At 67.5% G+C, this 18,898-nt stretch carries 17 protein-coding genes and 1 riboswitch; of the genes, 5 read left to right on the top strand and 12 right to left on the bottom strand.

The features are described from left to right. Positions 1-681 (bottom strand): ion channel, encoded by a 681-nt coding sequence (locus tag ACXJJ8_RS13590; RefSeq protein WP_499031031.1) that lies wholly within the window; start codon positions 679-681, stop codon positions 1-3. Between the two features lie 47 nt (positions 682-728). Then, on the bottom strand, positions 729-2,606 hold the full coding sequence (gene thiC, locus ACXJJ8_RS13585; protein ID WP_499031029.1) for a phosphomethylpyrimidine synthase ThiC: 1,878 nt from the start codon (positions 2,604-2,606) through the stop codon (positions 729-731). Positions 2,607-2,652: 46 nt separating this feature from the next. After that, positions 2,653-2,745: riboswitch (TPP riboswitch) on the bottom strand. A gap of 74 nt (positions 2,746-2,819) precedes the next feature. Between thiC and ACXJJ8_RS13580 the strand changes: the two genes are divergently transcribed. Then, positions 2,820-3,755, top strand: a complete 936-nt coding sequence (locus ACXJJ8_RS13580) for a homoserine kinase (RefSeq protein WP_499031027.1) — start codon at positions 2,820-2,822, stop codon at positions 3,753-3,755. A gap of 64 nt (positions 3,756-3,819) precedes the next feature. Here ACXJJ8_RS13580 and ACXJJ8_RS13575 read toward each other — a convergent pair whose 3' ends face one another. Continuing rightward, positions 3,820-6,879, bottom strand: coding sequence for an efflux RND transporter permease subunit (locus tag ACXJJ8_RS13575; protein WP_499031024.1), 3,060 nt, complete (start codon positions 6,877-6,879; stop codon positions 3,820-3,822). Between the two features lies 1 nt (position 6,880). Next, a complete protein-coding gene (locus ACXJJ8_RS13570; protein WP_499031022.1) occupies positions 6,881-7,975 on the bottom strand; it encodes an efflux RND transporter periplasmic adaptor subunit in 1,095 nt (364 codons plus the stop codon). Positions 7,976-8,122: 147 nt separating this feature from the next. On the opposite strand from ACXJJ8_RS13570, the gene ACXJJ8_RS13565 reads away from it, so the two are divergent. The 3 genes from ACXJJ8_RS13565 to ACXJJ8_RS13555 all read left to right on the top strand — a co-directional run bounded on the left by ACXJJ8_RS13565 (position 8,123) and on the right by ACXJJ8_RS13555 (position 11,025). Then, positions 8,123-8,806, top strand: coding sequence for a TetR/AcrR family transcriptional regulator (locus ACXJJ8_RS13565; protein ID WP_499031020.1), 684 nt, complete (start codon positions 8,123-8,125; stop codon positions 8,804-8,806). Between the two features lie 124 nt (positions 8,807-8,930). Continuing rightward, on the top strand, positions 8,931-9,587 hold the full coding sequence (locus tag ACXJJ8_RS13560) for a protein-L-isoaspartate O-methyltransferase family protein (protein WP_499031018.1): 657 nt from the start codon (positions 8,931-8,933) through the stop codon (positions 9,585-9,587). A gap of 37 nt (positions 9,588-9,624) precedes the next feature. Next, the gene (locus ACXJJ8_RS13555) at positions 9,625-11,025 is read left to right on the top strand and encodes a TolC family outer membrane protein (RefSeq protein ID WP_499031016.1); all 1,401 of its coding nucleotides are present in this window, start codon (positions 9,625-9,627) and stop codon (positions 11,023-11,025) included. 53 nt (positions 11,026-11,078) lie between these two features. Here the strand turns inward: ACXJJ8_RS13555 and waaA are convergent, their stop codons facing one another. Beyond that, positions 11,079-12,389, bottom strand: coding sequence for a lipid IV(A) 3-deoxy-D-manno-octulosonic acid transferase (gene waaA / locus ACXJJ8_RS13550; RefSeq protein ID WP_499031014.1), 1,311 nt, complete (start codon positions 12,387-12,389; stop codon positions 11,079-11,081). Positions 12,390-12,463: 74 nt separating this feature from the next. On the opposite strand from waaA, the gene lpxL reads away from it, so the two are divergent. Then, positions 12,464-13,378 (top strand): LpxL/LpxP family Kdo(2)-lipid IV(A) lauroyl/palmitoleoyl acyltransferase, encoded by a 915-nt coding sequence (lpxL, locus tag ACXJJ8_RS13545; protein ID WP_499031012.1) that lies wholly within the window; start codon positions 12,464-12,466, stop codon positions 13,376-13,378. On the opposite strand, the gene ACXJJ8_RS13540 is transcribed toward lpxL, so the two are convergent. The 7 genes from ACXJJ8_RS13540 to ACXJJ8_RS13510 are packed head-to-tail and all read right to left on the bottom strand — an operon-like array spanning position 13,369 to position 18,793. Beyond that, a complete protein-coding gene (locus ACXJJ8_RS13540) occupies positions 13,369-14,130 on the bottom strand; it encodes a glycosyltransferase family 2 protein (protein WP_499031010.1) in 762 nt (253 codons plus the stop codon). The genes lpxL and ACXJJ8_RS13540 overlap by 10 nt on opposite strands. Then, positions 14,127-15,422, bottom strand: a complete 1,296-nt coding sequence (locus ACXJJ8_RS13535) for an O-antigen ligase family protein (protein ID WP_499031008.1) — start codon at positions 15,420-15,422, stop codon at positions 14,127-14,129. Before ACXJJ8_RS13535 ends, ACXJJ8_RS13540 begins: the two co-directional genes overlap by 4 nt. A 10-nt stretch (positions 15,423-15,432) precedes the next feature. Beyond that, positions 15,433-16,551, bottom strand: coding sequence for a glycosyltransferase (locus ACXJJ8_RS13530; protein ID WP_499031006.1), 1,119 nt, complete (start codon positions 16,549-16,551; stop codon positions 15,433-15,435). Between the two features lie 13 nt (positions 16,552-16,564). Continuing rightward, positions 16,565-16,780 (bottom strand): zinc-finger domain-containing protein, encoded by a 216-nt coding sequence (locus ACXJJ8_RS13525; RefSeq protein ID WP_499031004.1) that lies wholly within the window; start codon positions 16,778-16,780, stop codon positions 16,565-16,567. A gap of 59 nt (positions 16,781-16,839) precedes the next feature. Further along, complete coding sequence (locus ACXJJ8_RS13520) at positions 16,840-17,550, bottom strand: pirin family protein (protein WP_499031002.1); 711 nt, start codon at positions 17,548-17,550, stop codon at positions 16,840-16,842. Continuing rightward, complete coding sequence (locus ACXJJ8_RS13515; RefSeq protein WP_499031000.1) at positions 17,547-18,134, bottom strand: YceI family protein; 588 nt, start codon at positions 18,132-18,134, stop codon at positions 17,547-17,549. Before ACXJJ8_RS13515 ends, ACXJJ8_RS13520 begins: the two co-directional genes overlap by 4 nt. A gap of 50 nt (positions 18,135-18,184) precedes the next feature. Then, positions 18,185-18,793, bottom strand: coding sequence for a malonic semialdehyde reductase (locus ACXJJ8_RS13510; protein WP_499030998.1), 609 nt, complete (start codon positions 18,791-18,793; stop codon positions 18,185-18,187). Positions 18,794-18,898: the final 105 nt, after the last annotated feature.

Genomic DNA, 18,898 nt, shown 5'->3' with positions numbered 1-18,898 from the left:
TCATTTTTGGCGCTGCTGGATGATCGTCAAACCGATCAAGCGCGACACCACCGTCGCGATGTACCCCACGCCCGCGATCTGCTCCAACATCGACAGCACGCGCGCAGGCGCATTCACCGGTAGCACGTCGCCCAGGCCCGTCGCCGACAGGTTGCTGACGCTGAAGAACAGCAACTCCAGCCAGGTGCGTTCGCGCTCGGGTTCGAAGCCGGTGAAGCTGTCGGGATACCACGCCTGGCAGACGAAGTACGCGTAGGCGAATCCCCACGCGATCAGCGTGAACGTCGCGCCCGCCGCGAACAGTTCGTCCGCGGTCACGCGAACGTCGCGCATCATATACGCGATCAACCCCGCGGCCGCATAGAAATACAACAGCGCTTCGAGGGCGGCAGCCAACGGCAACAGCCGCATGTCGTCGGTCCAGCACACCCAGACGGTGAGCAGCAACGACGGCACCGCAAGCATCCACGCGAGGATGTTGAGCGCGGGACCGCGGCTCACCGTCCACACTGCCAGCGGCACCACCACCACCGCGACGCCGCCGAAGAGCATGCGCCCCTCGGCGGACTGGTCCATCAGCGGATACAGCAACAGGCTGAGCAACTGCGCCGCCAGGAGGAAGGCGGACGGGTGGCGGCGCGCGAGCATGCGCCAGAGCGACCAACGGAGGGCGACGTGCATCGGGCGATCTTAGCGGCTCGCGTGAACGCCGCGTATTGCCCGAAGGGTCATTCCGGTCGGTAGACCTCCGCTCCTTGCGCGCGGAATTCTCCCGCCTTCTCCGCCATGCCTGCCTCGATGGCCTGCGCTTCATCCACGCCATGTTCGGCCGCGTAGTCGCGCACGTCCTGCGTGATCTTCATCGAACAGAAGTGCGGGCCGCACATCGAGCAGAAATGCGCGAGCTTGTGCGCATCCTTCGGCAGGGTTTCGTCGTGGAAGGCCTTCGCCTTTTCCGGATCCAGCCCGAGATGGAACTGGTCTTCCCAGCGAAACTCGAAGCGCGCCTTCGACAAGGCGTTGTCGCGCACCTGCGCACCGGGATGGCCCTTGGCCAGGTCCGCCGCATGCGCCGCGATCTTGTACGCCATGATGCCGTCGCGCACGTCCTCGCGATCGGGCAGGCCCAGGTGTTCCTTCGGCGTGACGTAGCAGAGCATCGCCGTGCCGAACCAGCCGATCATCGCCGCGCCGATCGCGCTGGTGATGTGGTCGTAGCCCGGCGCGATGTCGGTGGTCAGCGGGCCGAGCGTGTAGAACGGCGCCTCGCCGCATTCGGCGAGCTGCTTGTCCATGTTTTCCTTGATCAACTGCATCGGCACGTGGCCGGGGCCTTCGATCATCGTCTGCACGTCGTGCTTCCACGCGATCTTGGTCAGCTCGCCGAGTGCCTCGAGCTCGCCGAATTGCGCGGCGTCGTTCGCATCGGCGATGCAGCCCGGGCGCAAGCCGTCGCCCAGCGAGAAGGCGACGTCGTAGGCCTTCATGATTTCGCAGATGTCTTCGAAGTGCGTGTAGAGGAAGTTCTCGCGATGGTGCGCGAGGCACCACTTGGCGAGGATCGAACCGCCGCGCGACACGATGCCCGTCACGCGCTTCGCAGTCAGCGGCACGTGGCGCAGCAACACGCCGGCATGGATCGTGAAGTAATCCACGCCCTGCTCGGCCTGTTCGATCAACGTGTCGCGGAAGATTTCCCACGTGAGTTCTTCGGCGCGGCCATCGACTTTTTCCAGTGCCTGGTAGATCGGCACCGTGCCGATCGGCACCGGCGAGTTGCGCACGATCCACTCGCGCGTCTCGTGGATGTGTTTGCCGGTGGAGAGGTCCATGACCGTGTCGCCGCCCCAGCGGATCGCCCACACGAGCTTCTCGACTTCTTCGGCGATGCCCGAGGACACGGCGCTGTTGCCGATGTTCGCGTTGATCTTGGTGAGGAAGTTGCGGCCGATGATCATCGGCTCGCTTTCGGGGTGGTTGATGTTGTTCGGCAGGATCGCGCGGCCGCGGGCGATTTCGTCGCGCACGAATTCCGGCGTGATGCGTGCCTGGATCGACGCGCCGAACGCCTGGCCCTTGTGCTGCATGAGCAGCCCGGCGTCGCGCATCGCGTCGAGGCGCTGGTTCTCGCGGATGGCGACGAACTCCATTTCCGGCGTGACGATCCCACGGCGCGCGTAATGCATCTGCGTGACGTTGGCGCCACTGCGCGCGCGACGCGGCAGGATGCGGCCCGGAAAACGCACGGCGGCCAGGCGCGGATCGTGTTCGCGCGTGCGGCCGAATTCGGAGGACAGGCCGGCGAGTGTTTCGGTGTCGTTGCGTTCTTCGATCCAGCGCGCGCGCAGCGCAGGCAGGCCGGCGGCGAGATCGATGGCAGCGGCCGGATCGGTGTAGGGGCCCGAGGTGTCGTAGACGGTGATCGGCGGGTTGTCTTCGCCACCGAACAAGGTCGGCGTGCGCTGCTGCGCGATCTCGCGCATCGGCACGCGCAGGTCGGCGCGCGAGCCCTCGACGAAGATCTTGCGCGAGCCGGGGATGGGGCGAACGACTTCTTCGGACAACGCCTGCGCGTCGCGGATGAGATCTGAAGGCACAGCGTTCATGGGCATCGTCCAAGGGAGATTCACGGGACGAAGCGGGCGACGGACCCTGGGTCCGACGAAGGCTCCCTACGGCGGTTTCAACCGCGTCAGGTTCGAAGGGTGTGTCTCAACCGGCGTGCCGGTACCCCCGCTTCGGGGCCTATTCCAACACGCCGCGCCCCGCGGGGCCACCTTGGCGTCGATAATGGCCGCTTCCGGTCTTCACGCGCGCCCATGGCCACCAACCGTCTCCAAGCCACCGCGAGCGCACCCGCGGGCGTCGGCAACATCGGCGTCGGGTTCGATTTGCTCGGCCACGCGATCGCGGGCCTGTCGGACCGTGCGACCGTGCGCCGGATCGACGAGCGCGAAGTGCGCGTGGTCGCCGTGCGCGGCGCGGGGGATGTCTCGGCGATTCCACACGACACCGAGCGCAACACCGCCGGGCGCGGCGTGCGTGCGCTGCATGAAGGCCTCGCCTTGCCGTTCGGTTTCGAAATCGAACTCGACAAGGGCATTCCGATCGGCGCCGGCCTCGGTGGGTCGGCGGCCTCCTGCGTCGCCGCATTGATCGCGGCCAATGCGCTGCTCGATGCCCCGCTGACACGCGAGGGCCTGTATCGCTTCGCGATGGAAGGCGAGTACGCGTCCAGCCGTAGCCACCAGGGCGACAATGTCGGGCCGATGCTCATCGGTGGGATTGCATTGGCGACCGCGACACGACTGATGCCCTTGCACGCGCCGACGTGGTTGCACGCAGTCGTCGTGCATCCGGACCAGGTATTGGAAACGAAGCGGTCCCGCGAAGTGCTTGCCGATCCGTTCCCGCTGTCGACCGTCGTTGCGCACGGCGCGCGCCTCGCGCAGTTCCTGTTGGGCCTGGAACGCGGCGACGTGGATCTGATTCGCGATGGTTTGCAGGACGTGCTCGTCGAGCCGCGCCGCGCGCCGCTGGTCCCCGGCTTTTCGCAAGTCAAAGCCGCTGCGATGGATAACGGCGCGCTCGGTTCGAGCCTCTCCGGTGCAGGTCCCAGCGTGTTCGCGTGGTTCGCGTCCGAAGCCGAAGCGCGAATCGCGGCACCGGCGATGCAACGCGCCTTTGCCGATGCCGGGTTCGCTTCACGCGCTTACCTCTCGCCCGTCGCGGGACCACGGGCCGACGTCGTCTAGGAGACGGCGCGACGACCCCGGTGACAACGCTCACCGAAACATCGTGCCGCATCCGCGCGCGTGCTTACGAAACGTCCTCCGCGCGCGTCACCTTGAACCACGCTGCGTACAGCGCCGGAAGGAACAGCAACGTCAGCACCGTCGCCACGATCAGGCCACCCATGATCGCCACCGCCATCGGCCCGAAGAACGCCGAGCGCGTCAGCGGGATCATCGCGAGCACCGCGGCGAGCGCCGTGAGCACGATCGGGCGGAAGCGCCGCACCGTGGCTTCGATGATCGCGTGCCATCGGTCGTTGCCGTGCGCGATGTCCTGCTCGATCTGGTCGACGAGGATCACCGAATTGCGCATGATCATGCCGGCCAGCGCGATCGTGCCGAGCATCGCCACGAAGCCGAAAGGCACGCGGAACACCAGCAGGAACAGCGTCACGCCGATGAGGCCGAGCGGCGCGGTGAGCATCACCATCGCCGTGCGCGAGAAGCTGCGCAACTGCACCATCAGCAGCGTCACCACCACGAACAGGAACAACGGCAGGCCCGCGTTGATCGAGTTCTGCCCGCGTGCCGAATCCTCGACGGTGCCGCCGGTTTCGAGCAGGTAGCCTTCCGGCAGATCGGCGCGGATGCCCTCCAGCGTCGGCAGGATCTGCGCCACCACCGTCGGCGGCGTGAGCGCGTTGCGGATGTCCGCGCGCACGGTGACCGTCGGCAGGCGATTGCGATGCCACACGATGCCGTCCTCGAACACGTACTTCAGCGTCGCGATCTGCGAAAGCGGAACGACGGTGCCGTTCTGCGTCGGCACCGACAGGCTGCCGAGCAGATCCAGGCGCGTGCGCTCATCATCGGCGCCGCGCAGCAGCATCTCGATCAATTCGTTGCCTTCGCGATACGTGCTGACGTGCAGGCCGGACAGGGAGCCCGACAGGAACTTCGACAACCCCGCCGTGCTTACGCCGAGCGCGCGCGCGCGTTCCTGGTCGATCTCCAGTCGCACGACCTTGCTGGGTTCGTCCCAATCGAGGTTGACGTTGGCGACGTTCGGATTGGCACGCACCTTCGCTTCGACCTGCCTGGCGTATGCACGCACCCGATCGATGTGTTCGCCGGACACGCGGAATTGCAGCGGGTAACCGACGGGTGGCCCGTTCTCCAGGCGCGTGACGCGCAACTGCAGCGACGGGAATTGCGGTGCGACGTCATCGATCAGCCACTTGCGGACCTCCTCGCGCGCGTCCGAATCATGCGTGCGCACGACGAACTGCGTGAAGTTCGCCGCGGGAAGTTGCTGGTCGAGCGGCAGATAGAAGCGCGGCGAACCGGTGCCGACGTAGGCGACGTAATTGTCGACGCCCTCGCGCTTGCGCAGCAGCGCTTCCAGGCGCCTGGCCTGCGCTTCGGTGGCCTTCAGCGAAGAGCCTTCCGCCAGCTCCATGTCGACCATCAGCTCGGGCCGCGTGGAATCGGGGAAGAATTGCTGCGGCACGAAGCGGAACAGCAGGATCGATGCGACGAACGCCGCCACCGTCATCGCGATCACCGTCTTGCGATGCACCAGGCACCAGTCGAGCAGACCGCGGAATCGCTGGTAGAAGCGCGTGGCGTGCGGGTCGTGCGCCTGTGCATGCTTCTTGTGCAGGTCGGGTAGCAATCGATCGCCGAGATAGGGAATGAACAACACCGCCGCGATCCACGACACCACCAGCGCGATGGTGACCACCTGGAACAGCGACCGCGTGTATTCGCCCGTGCTCGAGGCCGCGGTCGCGATCGGCAGGAACCCCGCCGCCGTCACCAGCGTACCGGTGAGCATCGGGAACGCCGTGGTGTCCCACGCGTAGCTCGCCGCCTTCAGGCGCGAGAAGCCCTGCTCCATCTTGATGGCCATCATCTCCACCGCGATGATCGCGTCGTCGACGAGCAGCCCGAGCGCGAGCACCAGCGCGCCGAGTGAAATCTTGTGCAGGCCGATCCCGAAGTAATGCATGACCGCGAAGGTCATCGCGAGCACGAGCGGGATCGACACGGCGACCACCAGGCCCGTGCGGAACCCGAGCGAGAAGAAACTCACGACGAGCACGATCGCGACGGCCTCGGCGAGCACCTTGACGAACTCGCCCACCGATTCGCTCACCGCGTGCGGCTGGTCGGACACCTTGCGCAATTCCATGCCCGCCGGCAGCGAACCCTGCAGGCGCGCGAACTCGCGTTCCAGCGTCTTGCCCAGGCGGAGGATGTCGCCGCCGTCCTTCATCGCCACCGCGATGCCGATGGCGTCCTCGCCCATGAAGCGCATGCGCGGCGCGGCGGGATCGGAGAAACCGCGTTCGATCGTCGCGATGTCGCCGACGCGGAACGTGCGATCGCCCACGTGCACAGGGAAGTCGCGGATCTCGTCGACCGAGCGCAGCGCGCCCGTGACGCGGATCTGGATGCGGTCGCTCCCGGTTTCGAAGAAGCCCGCGGGCACGACCGCGTTCTGTTCGGACAAGGCGTCCTGCACGGCGCTGAGTGGAATGCCGAGCGTGGCCAGTTTCGTGTTCGACAACTCGATCCAGATCTTCTCGTCCTGCAGGCCGACCAGTTCGACCTTGCCCACGTCGGGGATGCGCTGCAATTCAAGTTCGACGTGCTCGGCGTAGTCCTTCATCACCGCATAGTCGAAATCCTTGCCGGTGAGCGCGTAGATGTTGCCGAAGGTATCGCCGAATTCATCGTTGAAGAACGGACCGACGGTCCCCTCCGGCAAGGTCGGCTTGATATCGGCGACCTTCTTGCGCACCTGATACCAAAGCTCGGGCACGTCCTTCGACGGCAGCGAATCGCGCGCCATCATGATCACCTGCGACTCGCCGGGCCGCGAATAGGCGCGGATGAATTCGTACTTGCCCGTGGTCATCAGGGCTTTCTCGATGCGGTCGGTGACCTGCTGCGAGACTTCGTCCGCACTCGCGCCCGGCCACACCGTGCGCACGACCATCGCCTTGAACGTGAAGGGCGGATCCTCCGATTGCCCGAGGCTGCGATAACTCATGAAGCCGAGCACCGCGAGCACGAGCATCGCGTACACGACGAGCGTGCGGTTGCGCAGCGCCCATTCCGATGCGTTGAAGGATGGCATGTCAGCGCGCCTTCGACAGCGGGCGATTCTCGCGATCGACCGGCGCGACGACCTGGCCTTCGCGCAACAGGTGCCCGCCCGCGGCGACGACACGGTCGCCCGCGTGCACGCCGGACAGCACGGGCACCGATTCAGCGCCGAAGGGGCCGACGCGCACGGGGACGCGCTTCAGCGCATTCGTGTTTGCATCGACGACCCACACCGACATCTCGCCCTTATCCCCGCGTTGCAGCGCGGACAACGGAAGACGCAGCGCGGTCGTCGTCGCGTTCGGTTTCGCGGCGGCGATGTACACGCGCGCGCTCTGTCCGAGTTCGACATTCTTCGCGGCGTTCGCGTCGAGCGCAATGCGCGTGGCGTACGTGCGCGCCTGCGGATCGGCGGCGGCGCTGATTTCGCGGATGCGGCCGGGCAGACGCTCGCCGGGCTGGCTCCACAATTCGACCAGCACCGGCTGGCCGACGGTGAAATCGCGGATGCGCGATTCGGTCAGCGCGATCGCCACTTCGCGGCCGGTATCGCCGGCGAGCGTGTAGATGGCCTGGCCGGCGGTGACGGTCTGGCCGGCTTCGGCCTCGCGCGTGGCGATCACGCCGTCGCGCGGCGCGCGCAATTGCGTGTACGCCGATTGGTTGCGCGCGACGTCGCGTTGCGCGCGCGCCGCACGCGCGTTGCCCGCGGCGGCCGCGTAGGCGGCGGTCTGCGCATCGAGCGTCGAGCGGCTCACCAGTTGTTCGTTCGCCAATCGCTCGTAACGTTGTTTGTCCGATGCGGCGCGTGCGAGCTCTCCTTCCGCGGCGGTGACTTGCGCCTGCGCGGCTTCCGCTTGCGCGCGCAAATCTTTCGGATCGAGTTCGGCGAGTACGTCGCCGCGATGGACGCGATCGCCGGAATCCACGAGTCGGCGGACGATCTGCCCACCCACGCGGAACGACAACGGGCTTTCTTCCCGCGCGCGTATTTCGCCGGCGAAGGCCAGCGGTGTCGCATCCGGGCCCTGGCCCGGCGTCACGACCAGCACGGGGCGCGGCTTTTCGACCGCGGCCTCATCCTTGCCGCAGGCCGCAAGTGCGACCGCGGTGCATGCGGCCAGCACGATGGATCGAAAAAATAGGCGATCGGTGGGGGGATGCCGGGGCATCCTGCGCAGCATGGCCATGAGGGTCTCGACGGGCGCTTATTGAACTGCCCGGTAGACTATAAATAGCGAACCCAACAGTCCAGTATTGATATAGTGCCGAGCATGTCGCAGCGATCGAAAAACAAGCCCACCTATGCCGATGCCCTGGTCGCGCCCGAGAAACGGCAGGCCGGTCCCGGCCGCCCGAAAGACCTCGGCAAGCGGGCCGCGATCCTCGAAGCGGCCAAGCGGCTGTTCGTCGCGCAAGGTTTCGCGGGCGTCAGCATGGATCAGATCGCAGCCGACGCGGGCGTTTCGAAACTCACGGTCTACAGCCACTTCGGCGACAAGGACGCATTGTTCGCCGCCGCCGTGCAGGCGCATTTCGAACAGCAGCTCCCCGAATCCCTTTTCGCCGCGGCCGATGCCGCACCGCTGCGCGACGGGCTGATGCAGATCGCGCGGGCGTTCTTCGCGATGATCATGGATCCCGATGCGCTGGCCGGGCATCGGATCATGTGCACGCCGCAGGTAGTCGAGACCGGCATGACGCAGCAGGCCTGGTCGGTCGGCCCACAGCGCGCGATCGACCGGGTGGCCGATGTGTTGCGGCACCACGTCGAGAGCGGGGAACTGGAAATCGCCGATGTCCCCCGCGCGGCGTCCCAATTCCTGAGCCTGGCCAAGGGCGACCTGCATCAGAAAGTCATTTTCGGCTGCGGCCCGGCGCCGGACGCGAACGAGGTGAAAGCCCAGTTGGAAAGCGCCGTGGACATGTTCCTGCGGGCTTACGCGACCCGGAAGTGACAGTCGCGGGGCACCGCATGACCATGGGCCCGCTGACTTCCGGCACTGAGTTGGAGTGTGCTACCACAGCGATGCTGTGCCTGCCGGGCGTAAAATGCCCGGCTTTCTTTGCGAGACGAACGAGATGACGATGGACTACGCCAAGGCCCGCGAGATGATGGTCGAACAACAGGTTCGCCCGTGGGACGTGCTCGATGCGCGCGTGCTGGATGCGCTCGTGTCGATTCCGCGCGACGCCTTCGTCCCCTCGGAACATCGCGCGCTGTCCTACGCCGACGTGGCGCTGCCGCTGGGGCACGGCGAATTCATGATGAAGCCCGTGGTCGAAGGCCGCGTGCTGCAATCCATCGCCGTGCAGGAAGGCGAGGACGTGCTCGAGATCGGCGCCGGCAGCGGGTTCCTCACCGCGTGCCTCGGCCGCCTGGCGCGCGAGGTGCACAGCATCGAGCTGCACGCCGACTTCGCCGACGCCGCGCGCGCCCGCCTGGATGCGCTGGGCCTCGGCGCAAACGTGCGCATCGACATCGCCGATGCCTTCGCCTTCGACACCGAGCGCCGCTTCGACGCCATCGTCGTGACCGGCGCCGTCGACACGCTGCCCCCGCGCTTCCTGCAATGGCTGCGGCCGGAAGGCCGCCTGTTCGCGGTCCGCGGCGCCTCGCCGGCGATGGAAGCGGTCGTGGCGCGCAACGGCGTCAACGGTCCGCGTATCGAATCGTTGTTCGAAACCGACCTGCCTTACCTAGTGGGCGCCGCTCCTGCGCCTGTCTTCAAATTCTGACCTCCCCTTTTTGTCATTTGATCCGGAAGGAACCCGCATGAGCCGTCGTCCCCTCGTCATGGCCTTAGCCTTCGCCTTGTTGCCGTGCGCCGTGCATGCCGAAGACCTGTTGCAGACCTACGAGCTGGCACGCGCCGGCGATCCGCAGTTCTCCGCCGCCGAGTCCAACCGACTCGTCATCAAGGAAGGCCGCGTGCAGGCGCGCGCGCTGTTGCTGCCGCAGCTCGGCGGCCAGGCCAGCTACTCCAAGTCGAACGAAGACAGCAGCGGCCAGCAGGTGTTCGCCGGCACGCCGCTGGGCAACAACGATTCCACCAGCGACTCCACCACCCGCCGCTACGGGTTGACACTGGACCAGATGGTGTTCGACGGCGCGCGCATCTCGCGCCTGCGCAGCGCGAACGCGCTGAGCGAAGCCAGTGACTACAACCTCGAATCGGCAGGCGACCAGCTGATCACGCGCACGTCGGCCGCCTACTTCAACGTGCTCGTCCAACTGGAAAACCTGGCTGCCGCGGAAGCCGCGGAGACCGCGCTGAAGAAGCAGTTCGACTTCGCGAGCAAGCGCCTGGAAGTCGGCCTCGCGCCGATCACCGACGTGCACGAAGCGCGCGCCCAGTACGACACCGCACGCGCCAACACCATCACCACGCAGAACCAGGTCGCCGACGCCTACCAGGCGCTGGCCGAAATCACCGGCCGCCCGGTGGCCAACCTCAAGGGCCTGCCGGAAGACTTCCAGCCGCAGTTGCCGGAACACGCCGACGAAGATGCGTGGGTGAAGACCGCATTCGACAACAACCCGGCCCTGCGCGCGAAGGAACTGCAGGTGAAGTCGGCCGAACAGGATGTCTCCACCGCGCGCGCCGGCCACCTGCCGACGCTGTATTTCGGCGGCGACTACGGCAACACGCACAGCGACGGCGACACGACCAACAACCTCAGTGGCGCGGAAACTGCGTTCGACAACGAAAGCCGTTCGCGCTCGTTCGGCCTGACGCTCAACGTGCCGATCTTCGCCGGCGGCGCCACGCAATCGGGCGTGCGCGAAGCGCTCGCCACGCGCGACATCCGCCAGGACGAACTCGAGCAGGACAAGCGCTCGCTGGAACGCGCCACGCGCAATGCCTACCAGGTGGTGGTCGCTGGCGTGAGCGAAGTCGAAGCCCGCCGCCTCGCAGTGGTCTCGGCGAAGGCGGCGTACGAAGCCTCGCAGGTCGGCCTGGAAGTCGGCACGCGCACCGTGCTCGACGTGCTCGTCAACCAGCGCAACCTGTTCCAGTCGCAGCAGGCCTTCGCGCTGGCGCGCTACAACTTCCTGCAGAGCGTGCTGAACCTCGAACAGGCCGCGGGCACGCTGGACGTCGATGACGTGCAGCGCGTCAATCGCTTCCTGACGGTCAACGTCTCGGCGGCGGTGCAGCAGCGGACGCAGTAAGCGTTTCGATTTTCGCTATCCCCGAAGCCCGCCGCAAGGCGGGCTTCGTCGTTTCAGCGTGCGCCGCCCGGCAGCACCGGCGCGACCATCGCCAGGCTGCGCGCGAGTGCGCCTCGCCCTTCCTGCACGAGCTGCAGGCCGGCGTCGACCATCCGTTTGCGCGCAGCGTCATCGCCGAGCAGCGCATCGACGTCGGCGAACACGCCATCGACGTCCTGCGCGATGCGCACCGCGTGCGCTTGTTCCAGACGCCGCGCGATGTCGGCGAAGTTGTGCAGGTGCGGCCCGGTGACGATCGCCGTGCCGACGGCCGCCGGTTCCAGCAGGTTGTGGCCGCCGATGGGTTGCAGGCTGCCGCCCACGAACGCCACCTGCGCGCACGCATAGAACGCCATCAACTCGCCGAGCGTGTCGACGACGAACACATCGTCCTCCGCGCCGGGCCATCGCGTGAGGCGGCGCGTGGCGACGTTCCATCCGGCCGCGTGCGCATGGTCGACCGCCGCGCGAAAACGTTCCGGATGCCGCGGCGCCCACAGCAGCAGCAGGCCCGGGTGTTTCTCGCGCAAGCGACGGTGCAGCGCCATGACATCGGCCTCCTCGCCCTCGTGCGTGCTCGCGGCGATCCACGCCAGGCGATCGCCCGCATGTGCGCGGAATTGCGCAAGCAAATCGGCGAGCCCTTCGGGCACCGGCGTATCGAACTTCAGGTTGCCCAGGTCGACGACCTGCTCCGGCCGCGCGCCCAGCGCGACGAAGCGCTGCGCATCGTCCTGCGATTGCGCGCCGACGCGACGCACCGTGCGCAGGGCGCGGCCGACGATCGGCGCGAGCACGCGATACCCACGCAGCGAGCGCGCCGACAGGCGCGCGTTGAGGATGTACGTCGGCACGCCGTGATCGCGCGCGCCGAACAACAGGTTGGGCCACAGCTCGGTTTCGAGGATGAGCCCCGCGCGCGGGCGGAAGTGTTCGAAGAAACGCCGCACCGCGCCCGGAATGTCGTAGGGCAGATAGACGTGCTGCACCGACTCGCCCCACAACGCGCGCACGCGCGCCGACCCGGTCGGCGTGATCGTCGTGACCAGCAAGGGCAGGTGCGGATGCAACTTGCGCAAGGCATTGACGAGCGGCGCGGCGGCGTTCACCTCGCCGACGGAGACCGCATGCACCCAGAGCGTGTCGCGCGGCGCATCGTCGTCCTGCAACCCGCGATACGCCGCATAACGCTCGTTCCAGCGGCGAAAGTAGGCCCGCTGCCGGAACCCGCGCCAGATCAGGTGATAGGCCGTGACCGGCAACAACACGTACAGCGCGACCGAATACAGGCCGCGCAACACGCGCTCGATGGGGTCGCTCCGCATCGCGGCAGGATACGGGGGAGCTTGCGTTGGCGGAAGCACGCTGCCTGCCGCGCGCGTCCCCTAGAATCCCCTGCATGACGCAACCGCCCCCCATCGATCGACCGCCGCTCGGCCCGAGGCATTGGCCGACCTGGATCGGCATCGGCGCGATGGCCGCCCTCGCGCGCCTGCCGTGGGGGCTGCAGCGCGGGCTCGGGCGCGCGATCGGCGCCCTGTTGCGCGTCGCGATGCCGGCGCGACGCCGCATCGCCGCACGCAACCTCGAACTGTGTTTCCCCGAGAAAGACGCCGTCGCGCGCGAGGCACTGCTGCGCGAGCACTTCGCCTCGCTCGGCATCGGTCTGTTCGAATTCGCGCGCGCCTGGTGGGGATCGGTCGACCCGATGCGCAAGAACCTTGTCGTCGAAGGCCTCGAACACGTGCAGGCCGCGCGCGACGGCGGACGCGGCGTCATCGTCGTCTCCGGCCACTTCACCACGCTGGAAATCTGCGGCCGCCTGATGTGCGACCACGTCCCGCTCGCCGGCATGTATCGCCCGCACGCGGAACCTGCGATGGAATGGGCGGTGAAGCACGGCCGCCTGCGCTACGCCGCCGCGATGTTCACCAAGCAGGAATTGCGCCCGGCGGTGAAACACCTCAAGCAGGGCGGCTTCCTGTGGTACGCGCCCGACCAGGACCCGAGCCGCGGCGACACGGTCTTCGTCCCGTTCTTCGACCAGCCTGCGAACAGCCTGTCCTCGACGCACCAACTCGCGCGCCTGTCGGGTGCGGTCGTCGTTGCCTTTCAGCACCTGCGCCGCGCGGACGGTGGCTACACATTGCGCATCGTGCCCGCGCTCGACGACATTCCGTCGAAGGATGCCACTGCAGACACCGCGCAAGTCATGGCCGCGATCGAATCGATGGCGCGCGCCGCGCCCGACCAGTACCTGTGGATCCATCGCCGCTTCAAGCGGCAACCCGACGGCAGCTCGCCCTACGCTTGATCCTTGCCGCGCTGCGATTCCAGCACCTTCGCGTACTTGAGGAACGTGTAGAAGGCCTGCGTGCGCGCCGCGAGGTAGCCGGCCCACCCGTCGAGGAAATAGCGCTTGCCCAGATAGAGCTTGAGGAAAGCGACCGTCGGCTGGAACAGGATGCGCGCCCCGAGCCCGCGGATGCCGCGGCGATGCTTGTGCACGACCAGTCCGCTCGAATAACGATTCACCTTGTCGACGCGGTCGGCCAGCCGCGGTTCGCCGTAATGGCGGAACGGCGCGCGAAGATCGCGTCGCACGCCATCGACGACGGGCGCGGCATGCACCGGCACATCGTTCATGCGACCGCGCGATTTGCGGAACAGGCGCAGCTGCCAGTTCGCGCGCGTCCCCAGGTGCGCCCACTTCCAGAACAGCCACTCCTGCCGCGGGAGTCGATAACCGTCGGCACGCGGCGCATGCAATTCGCGCTCGATCCGTTCGCGCCCTGCATCGGTGAGATGTTCGTCGGCGTCGAGCAACAGGATCCAGTCGTGCCGCGCCAGGTCGATCGCGCGTTGCTTCTGCAGACCGTAGCCTTCGAAGGGATGCTCGGCGATGCGGGCGCCGTGGCGTGCCGCGATCTCGCGCGTGGCATCGGTCGAACCCGAATCCAGCACGATGCGCTCGTCGCAGAACGCAAGGCTGTCCAGGCACGCATCGAGCGTGGTGGCGTTGTTGAACGTCGTGACCACGCCGGAGATCGGCGCGCGCGCGGTCACGCGCGCGCTTCCGCAGGCTCGGCGTCGCGCGCGAGCAGGCTGCCGGCGTAGAGCGCGGCGAGCAGCAGCACCAGCCCGCCCCAGAATGTCGAATACGACGCCAGATGCGTGTTGAACGGGAACAAGGTGACGACGAGCGCGAGCATCGCAGGCCGCGCGTGTTCCCGCGCCAGCGCGTCGGCGTACCGCCATGCACGCCAGCCGAGCGCGAGCCCCGCCAGCCACAGCACCAGGCCGAACGTGCCGGTTTCACTCGCCACTTCGAGGATCCACTGGTGCGCGTGCAACGCGGGGCCTTCGCCCCATGCCGCAAGGCTCCCCTTGCCCGGGTCGCAGGCGCCGAATGCATCGCGGAACCCGCGTGCGCCCACGCCGTTGAACCAGTGCGCGCGATACATGCACGTCGCCGCCGACCAGATGCGCGTGCGGCCGGACAGCGCCGTGTCGACGTTGGCTTCGTTCGTCGACGCCAATTGCGTCGTACGCTCGATGCGTTGCGCGACCTGCGGCACGAAGGTCCCGAGCACGACGAGCGTGATCGCACCGACGGCGAACACGACGAGCAGGCGCTTGAACCCGAGCACGCGCCAGCCCGACCACAGCAGCACGAGCGCAAACGTGATCCACGCCGCGCGCGCGCCGGCGAGCAACACGACGGTACCGATGCCGAGCGCCGCCACGCACCAGCCCGCGACGCCGAAGCGTTTGGCGGCGTAATACAAACCGAACGGCGAAAGGCTCGCGAGCATCGGCCCGAACTTGAGGTTGCACGGCCCGAGGATGCCGCTGAGGCGGTCGAGCGCCTGCTCGGCCTCGCTCGTGCACATGCCATGCCCGCTGATCGCATGCTTGACCGCATCGATCGCGAAGAACAGCGGGCTCGTGCCGACGACCGCCTGCAACAGCGCGTCGAGCGTCCAGATGCCGACGATGATCGCCAGCCCGCCGAAGGTGATGCGTCGGCCACGCGCATCGGCGACCGCGGCCGCGACGAGCCACAGGAACGGCAGGTAGCGCAGATCGACGGCCGCCTCGCGGAACGCGCGCGCCGGATCCACCGCGTCGAAGGCCGACACCGCTTCGGGCAACCAGTACGCGAAGAACAACACGCTGGTGAGCGCCCACGCGGGCGCGCTCAGCAACTGCGCGCCGCCGCGGAAGCGGACGAGGAGCAGCTTGAAGATCGCGGCGAGCGCGCCGAGCACGAGCACGCCTTCGGCGTAGCCGGGCGCAGGCCACAAGGCGACGAAGGCCAGCACCCAGGCCGGCGCCCAGCGCCAACCCCCAGCCATTTGCGCAGTGTCAGTTCCGTTCGAGTTCCGCATAGACCGCGAGCGTCGCCTCCTGCATCGCACGCAGGGTATGGGGCATCGTAACCGGACGCGGCGGCGATGCGTCGAGCAACGCGCTCGCCGTGCGTTCCAGCAGCGTCCCGTCGAAAGGCGGCACGGCCCCGCGCGGGTCGAAGCGATGCAGCAATTCGCCGACGCCGCCATGGTCCCAGCCGACCACCGAGCGCCCCGTCACGATGGCTTCGAGCACGGTGCGTCCGAAGGCCTCGGGCCGGCGCGAGAGCTGCAGGACCAGGTCGCTCGCGGCGTACGCGTCGGCGATCGCGTTCGTCGGCGGGGTGAAAGCCACGACTTCGCTGATGCCCAGCTGCGCGGCGAGCGCGTGCAACTCGCCCAGGTAGCGGGCGCGATCATCCTCGCGGCTGCCGGGCGACCACAGGCGCGCGTCGCGCCCGTTCGCGCGCAATGCCGCGAGCAGCGCCAAGGCATCGGAATGCCCCTTCAGCCGCGTGCCGCGGCCGGGCAACAACAGCAACGGGCCTTCGCCGCCGAGCGCGGGATGCAAGGTGGCCGCGCGACGCCGCGCATCGCGATCCGGCCACGGACGATGCGGGAAGGCGGCGACGTCGACACCGCGCAGGATCACGCGCAGCTTGTCCGGATCGGTGTGCGGATAATGCTGCATCACGAAATCGCGCACCGTCTGCGACACGCAGATCACGCGCTCGCCGCTGGTCATGATCGCGCTGTAGCGCGACGGCGAATTCAACCCGTGCACGCTGGTCACCCAACGGGGCGCGTCGGCGCCCATGCCACGGATCGCGCGCCAGCCGAGCCATGCGGGCAAACGCGAGCGCGCGTGCACGAGGTCGGCGCGTTCGCGTTCGAACAAGCGGCGCAAGGTCGACACGTGACGCAAGGTGAGTGGTGATTTGCGGCCGATGTCGAGGGTGACGTGTTCGGCGCCGACCGCGGTCAGCCGCGGCACCAGGCGCCCGCCGCCGGACACGACGATCGCGCGATGGCCGGCGCGCACCAGCGCGTCGGCGATTTCCAGGGTGGAACGTTCGACACCGCCTGCATCCAGTGCAGGCAGCAATTGGACGATCGTCCGGCGTGTGCCCGGCATCGCCCCGCGAACGTCAGTCGACCAGCACGAAGTGCGCGCCGCAATACGGGCACTGGCTTTCCCCGCCGTCCGCCTCGATGGGCAGGTAGACGCGCGGGTGCGAATTCCACAACGCCATCTCGGGCAGCGGGCAGCTCAGCGGCAGGTCGGCGCGGCGCACGTCGTAGCGCGTCTTCGCGTTGGCGGGGGCACCGGCGACGGACGGATGGGACTGCGGGGATTCGGCCATGGCGCGTGCACTTGTGTGGGAATGGTGCGGGCCGGGAGTCTAGCAGCCGGCCCGTTAGCTTATGCGGGCAGATCGAAGAACAGGACGTCGGCCGGTTCCGTGCCGCCGCCTTCCAGCCGATGTGTTCCGCTTTCGACGGCGAAACCGAGCGCATCGCCCGCGGTCAGCGCGCGGCCGTCGAACGCGACATCGCCGGTGGCCACGTGCAGCCAGTATTTGCGCGCCGGATCCAGGACGACATCGACCGATTGCCCCGCCGACAGCCGCACCGCGCGCAGCCAGGCTTGCTGGCGCACCGGAAGTCCACCTTCGGCGCCATCGGGCGCGGCGAGTGTCTGCCAGCGGCCATCCCGCGCGGCCGGGTCGAATGCGCGCTGCTCGTAGGCCGGTTGCGCGTTGAGCCGGTCGGGCTGGATCCAGATCTGCAGGAAATGCACCGGCGCATCCTTCGCACCGTTGAACTCGCTGTGCTCCACGCCGTGCCCGGCACTCATCCATTGCACTTCGCCGGGACGCAGCACGCCTTCGCCGCCACTGTTGTCCTTGTGCGCAAGCGCGCCCGCCAACACGACGCTCAGGATTTCCATGTTCGCGTGCCGGTGCGGCGGAAACCCGCCGCCCGGCGCCACGATGTCTTCGTTGATCACGCGCAGCGGCCCGAACCCCATCCATTGCGGGTCGTGGTAGTGGCCGAACGAGAAGGTGTGGCGGCTGTGCAACCAGCCGGCCGACACTTCGCCGCGGGCCGACGCGGGCCGCTCGATGATCATTTCTTCGCGTCCTCGGCCTGCGGCACGGTGGCTTCGGTCGTGATGCGCAGCTGGATGTCGTCGCTGACGTTCGGGATGAACTTCGCGATGCCGAATTCGCTGCGCTTGATCGTGGTGGTCGCGTCGAAGCCGACCTTCGCCTCGCCGTTGCGGCCCTGGCCGGCCTTGTTGAGCGTGACATCGAGCACGACCGGCTTGGTCACGTCGCGGAGCGTCAGATCGCCGGTGACCTTGAGCTTGTTGCCCGCACCCTTCTCGACCTTCGTGCTCTTGAACGTCGCGTTCGGCCATTTGCCGGCATCGAAGAAATCGGCGCTCTGGATGTGCTTGGTCAAGTCGGGAACGATCGCATCCAGGCCCGACAGCGGCAGCGTGACGGTCACGCTGGAAGCTTCGACCTTGGCCGCGTCGTACACGAGCGTGCCGTCCACGTCGCCGAAATTCGCCACCGGGTTGGAATAACCGAAGTGGCTCCAGCTCGCGATGACCTGCGTGTGGTTCGGATCGAGCTTGTAGGTGGCGGGCGCGGCCTGCGCGAGGCCGGCGGCCAGCAGGAGGGACGCGAAAAGCAACTTGCAGCGCATCGTGCGATTCCTTTGAAGGGGGTTGGAACAAGAGATACGAGGCGAGCGGTTCAATCGATGCGGCAGGCTTCGTCGAAATTCAAACGCGGCGAGCGCGGGAAGATCGATGCCGCATCGCCCTTGCCGAGGTTGACGAGGAAGTTCGAGCGCCACGACGTGCCGGGGAAGAACGCCGCATCGACCTTCGCGTTGTCGAAGCCCGACATCGGCCCGCAATCCAGGCCGATCGCGCGCGCGGCGAGCAACAGGTACGCGCCCTGCAGGCTGCCGTTGCGCAGCGCGATGGTGCGCAGGTCGCCCTCGGGCTTGGTGTCGAACCAGCCACGCGCATCCGTATGCGGGAACAACACGGGAATTTTTTCGAAGAACGCCATGTCGTAGGCGACGATCGCCGTGCACGGCGCGGCCATGGTCTTCTTGTAGTTGCCTTCGTCCAGCGCGGGGCCGAGCTTGGCCTTGGCTTCGGGCGAACGAACGAAGACGTAACGCGCCGGGCAGCTGTTGGACGTGGTCGGGCCCCACTTCAACAGGTCGTAAAGCCTGTGCAGGGTCGCATCGTCCACTTCGCCGGTGAACCGGTTGTAGGTGCGGGCCTGGCGGAACAGCTGGTCGAGCGATGCGTCGGGCAGCGTCGGCTTGAAGGCGTTGTCGTCTTGCATCGTGGTGAGCGGTCCGTGCCGTGGGGCGCAGTTCGCGCCGAGAGACGCAGTGTAGAGTGTCGCGCGTCAAGCGGCGCTGACGTGGCCGCAACGCACCCATACGAC

This window comes from Lysobacter sp. P5_C4 (assembly GCF_054049695.1).
The sequence above is the reverse complement of the archived record's forward strand: the minus strand, read 5'-3'. Positions and strand labels throughout refer to the sequence as shown.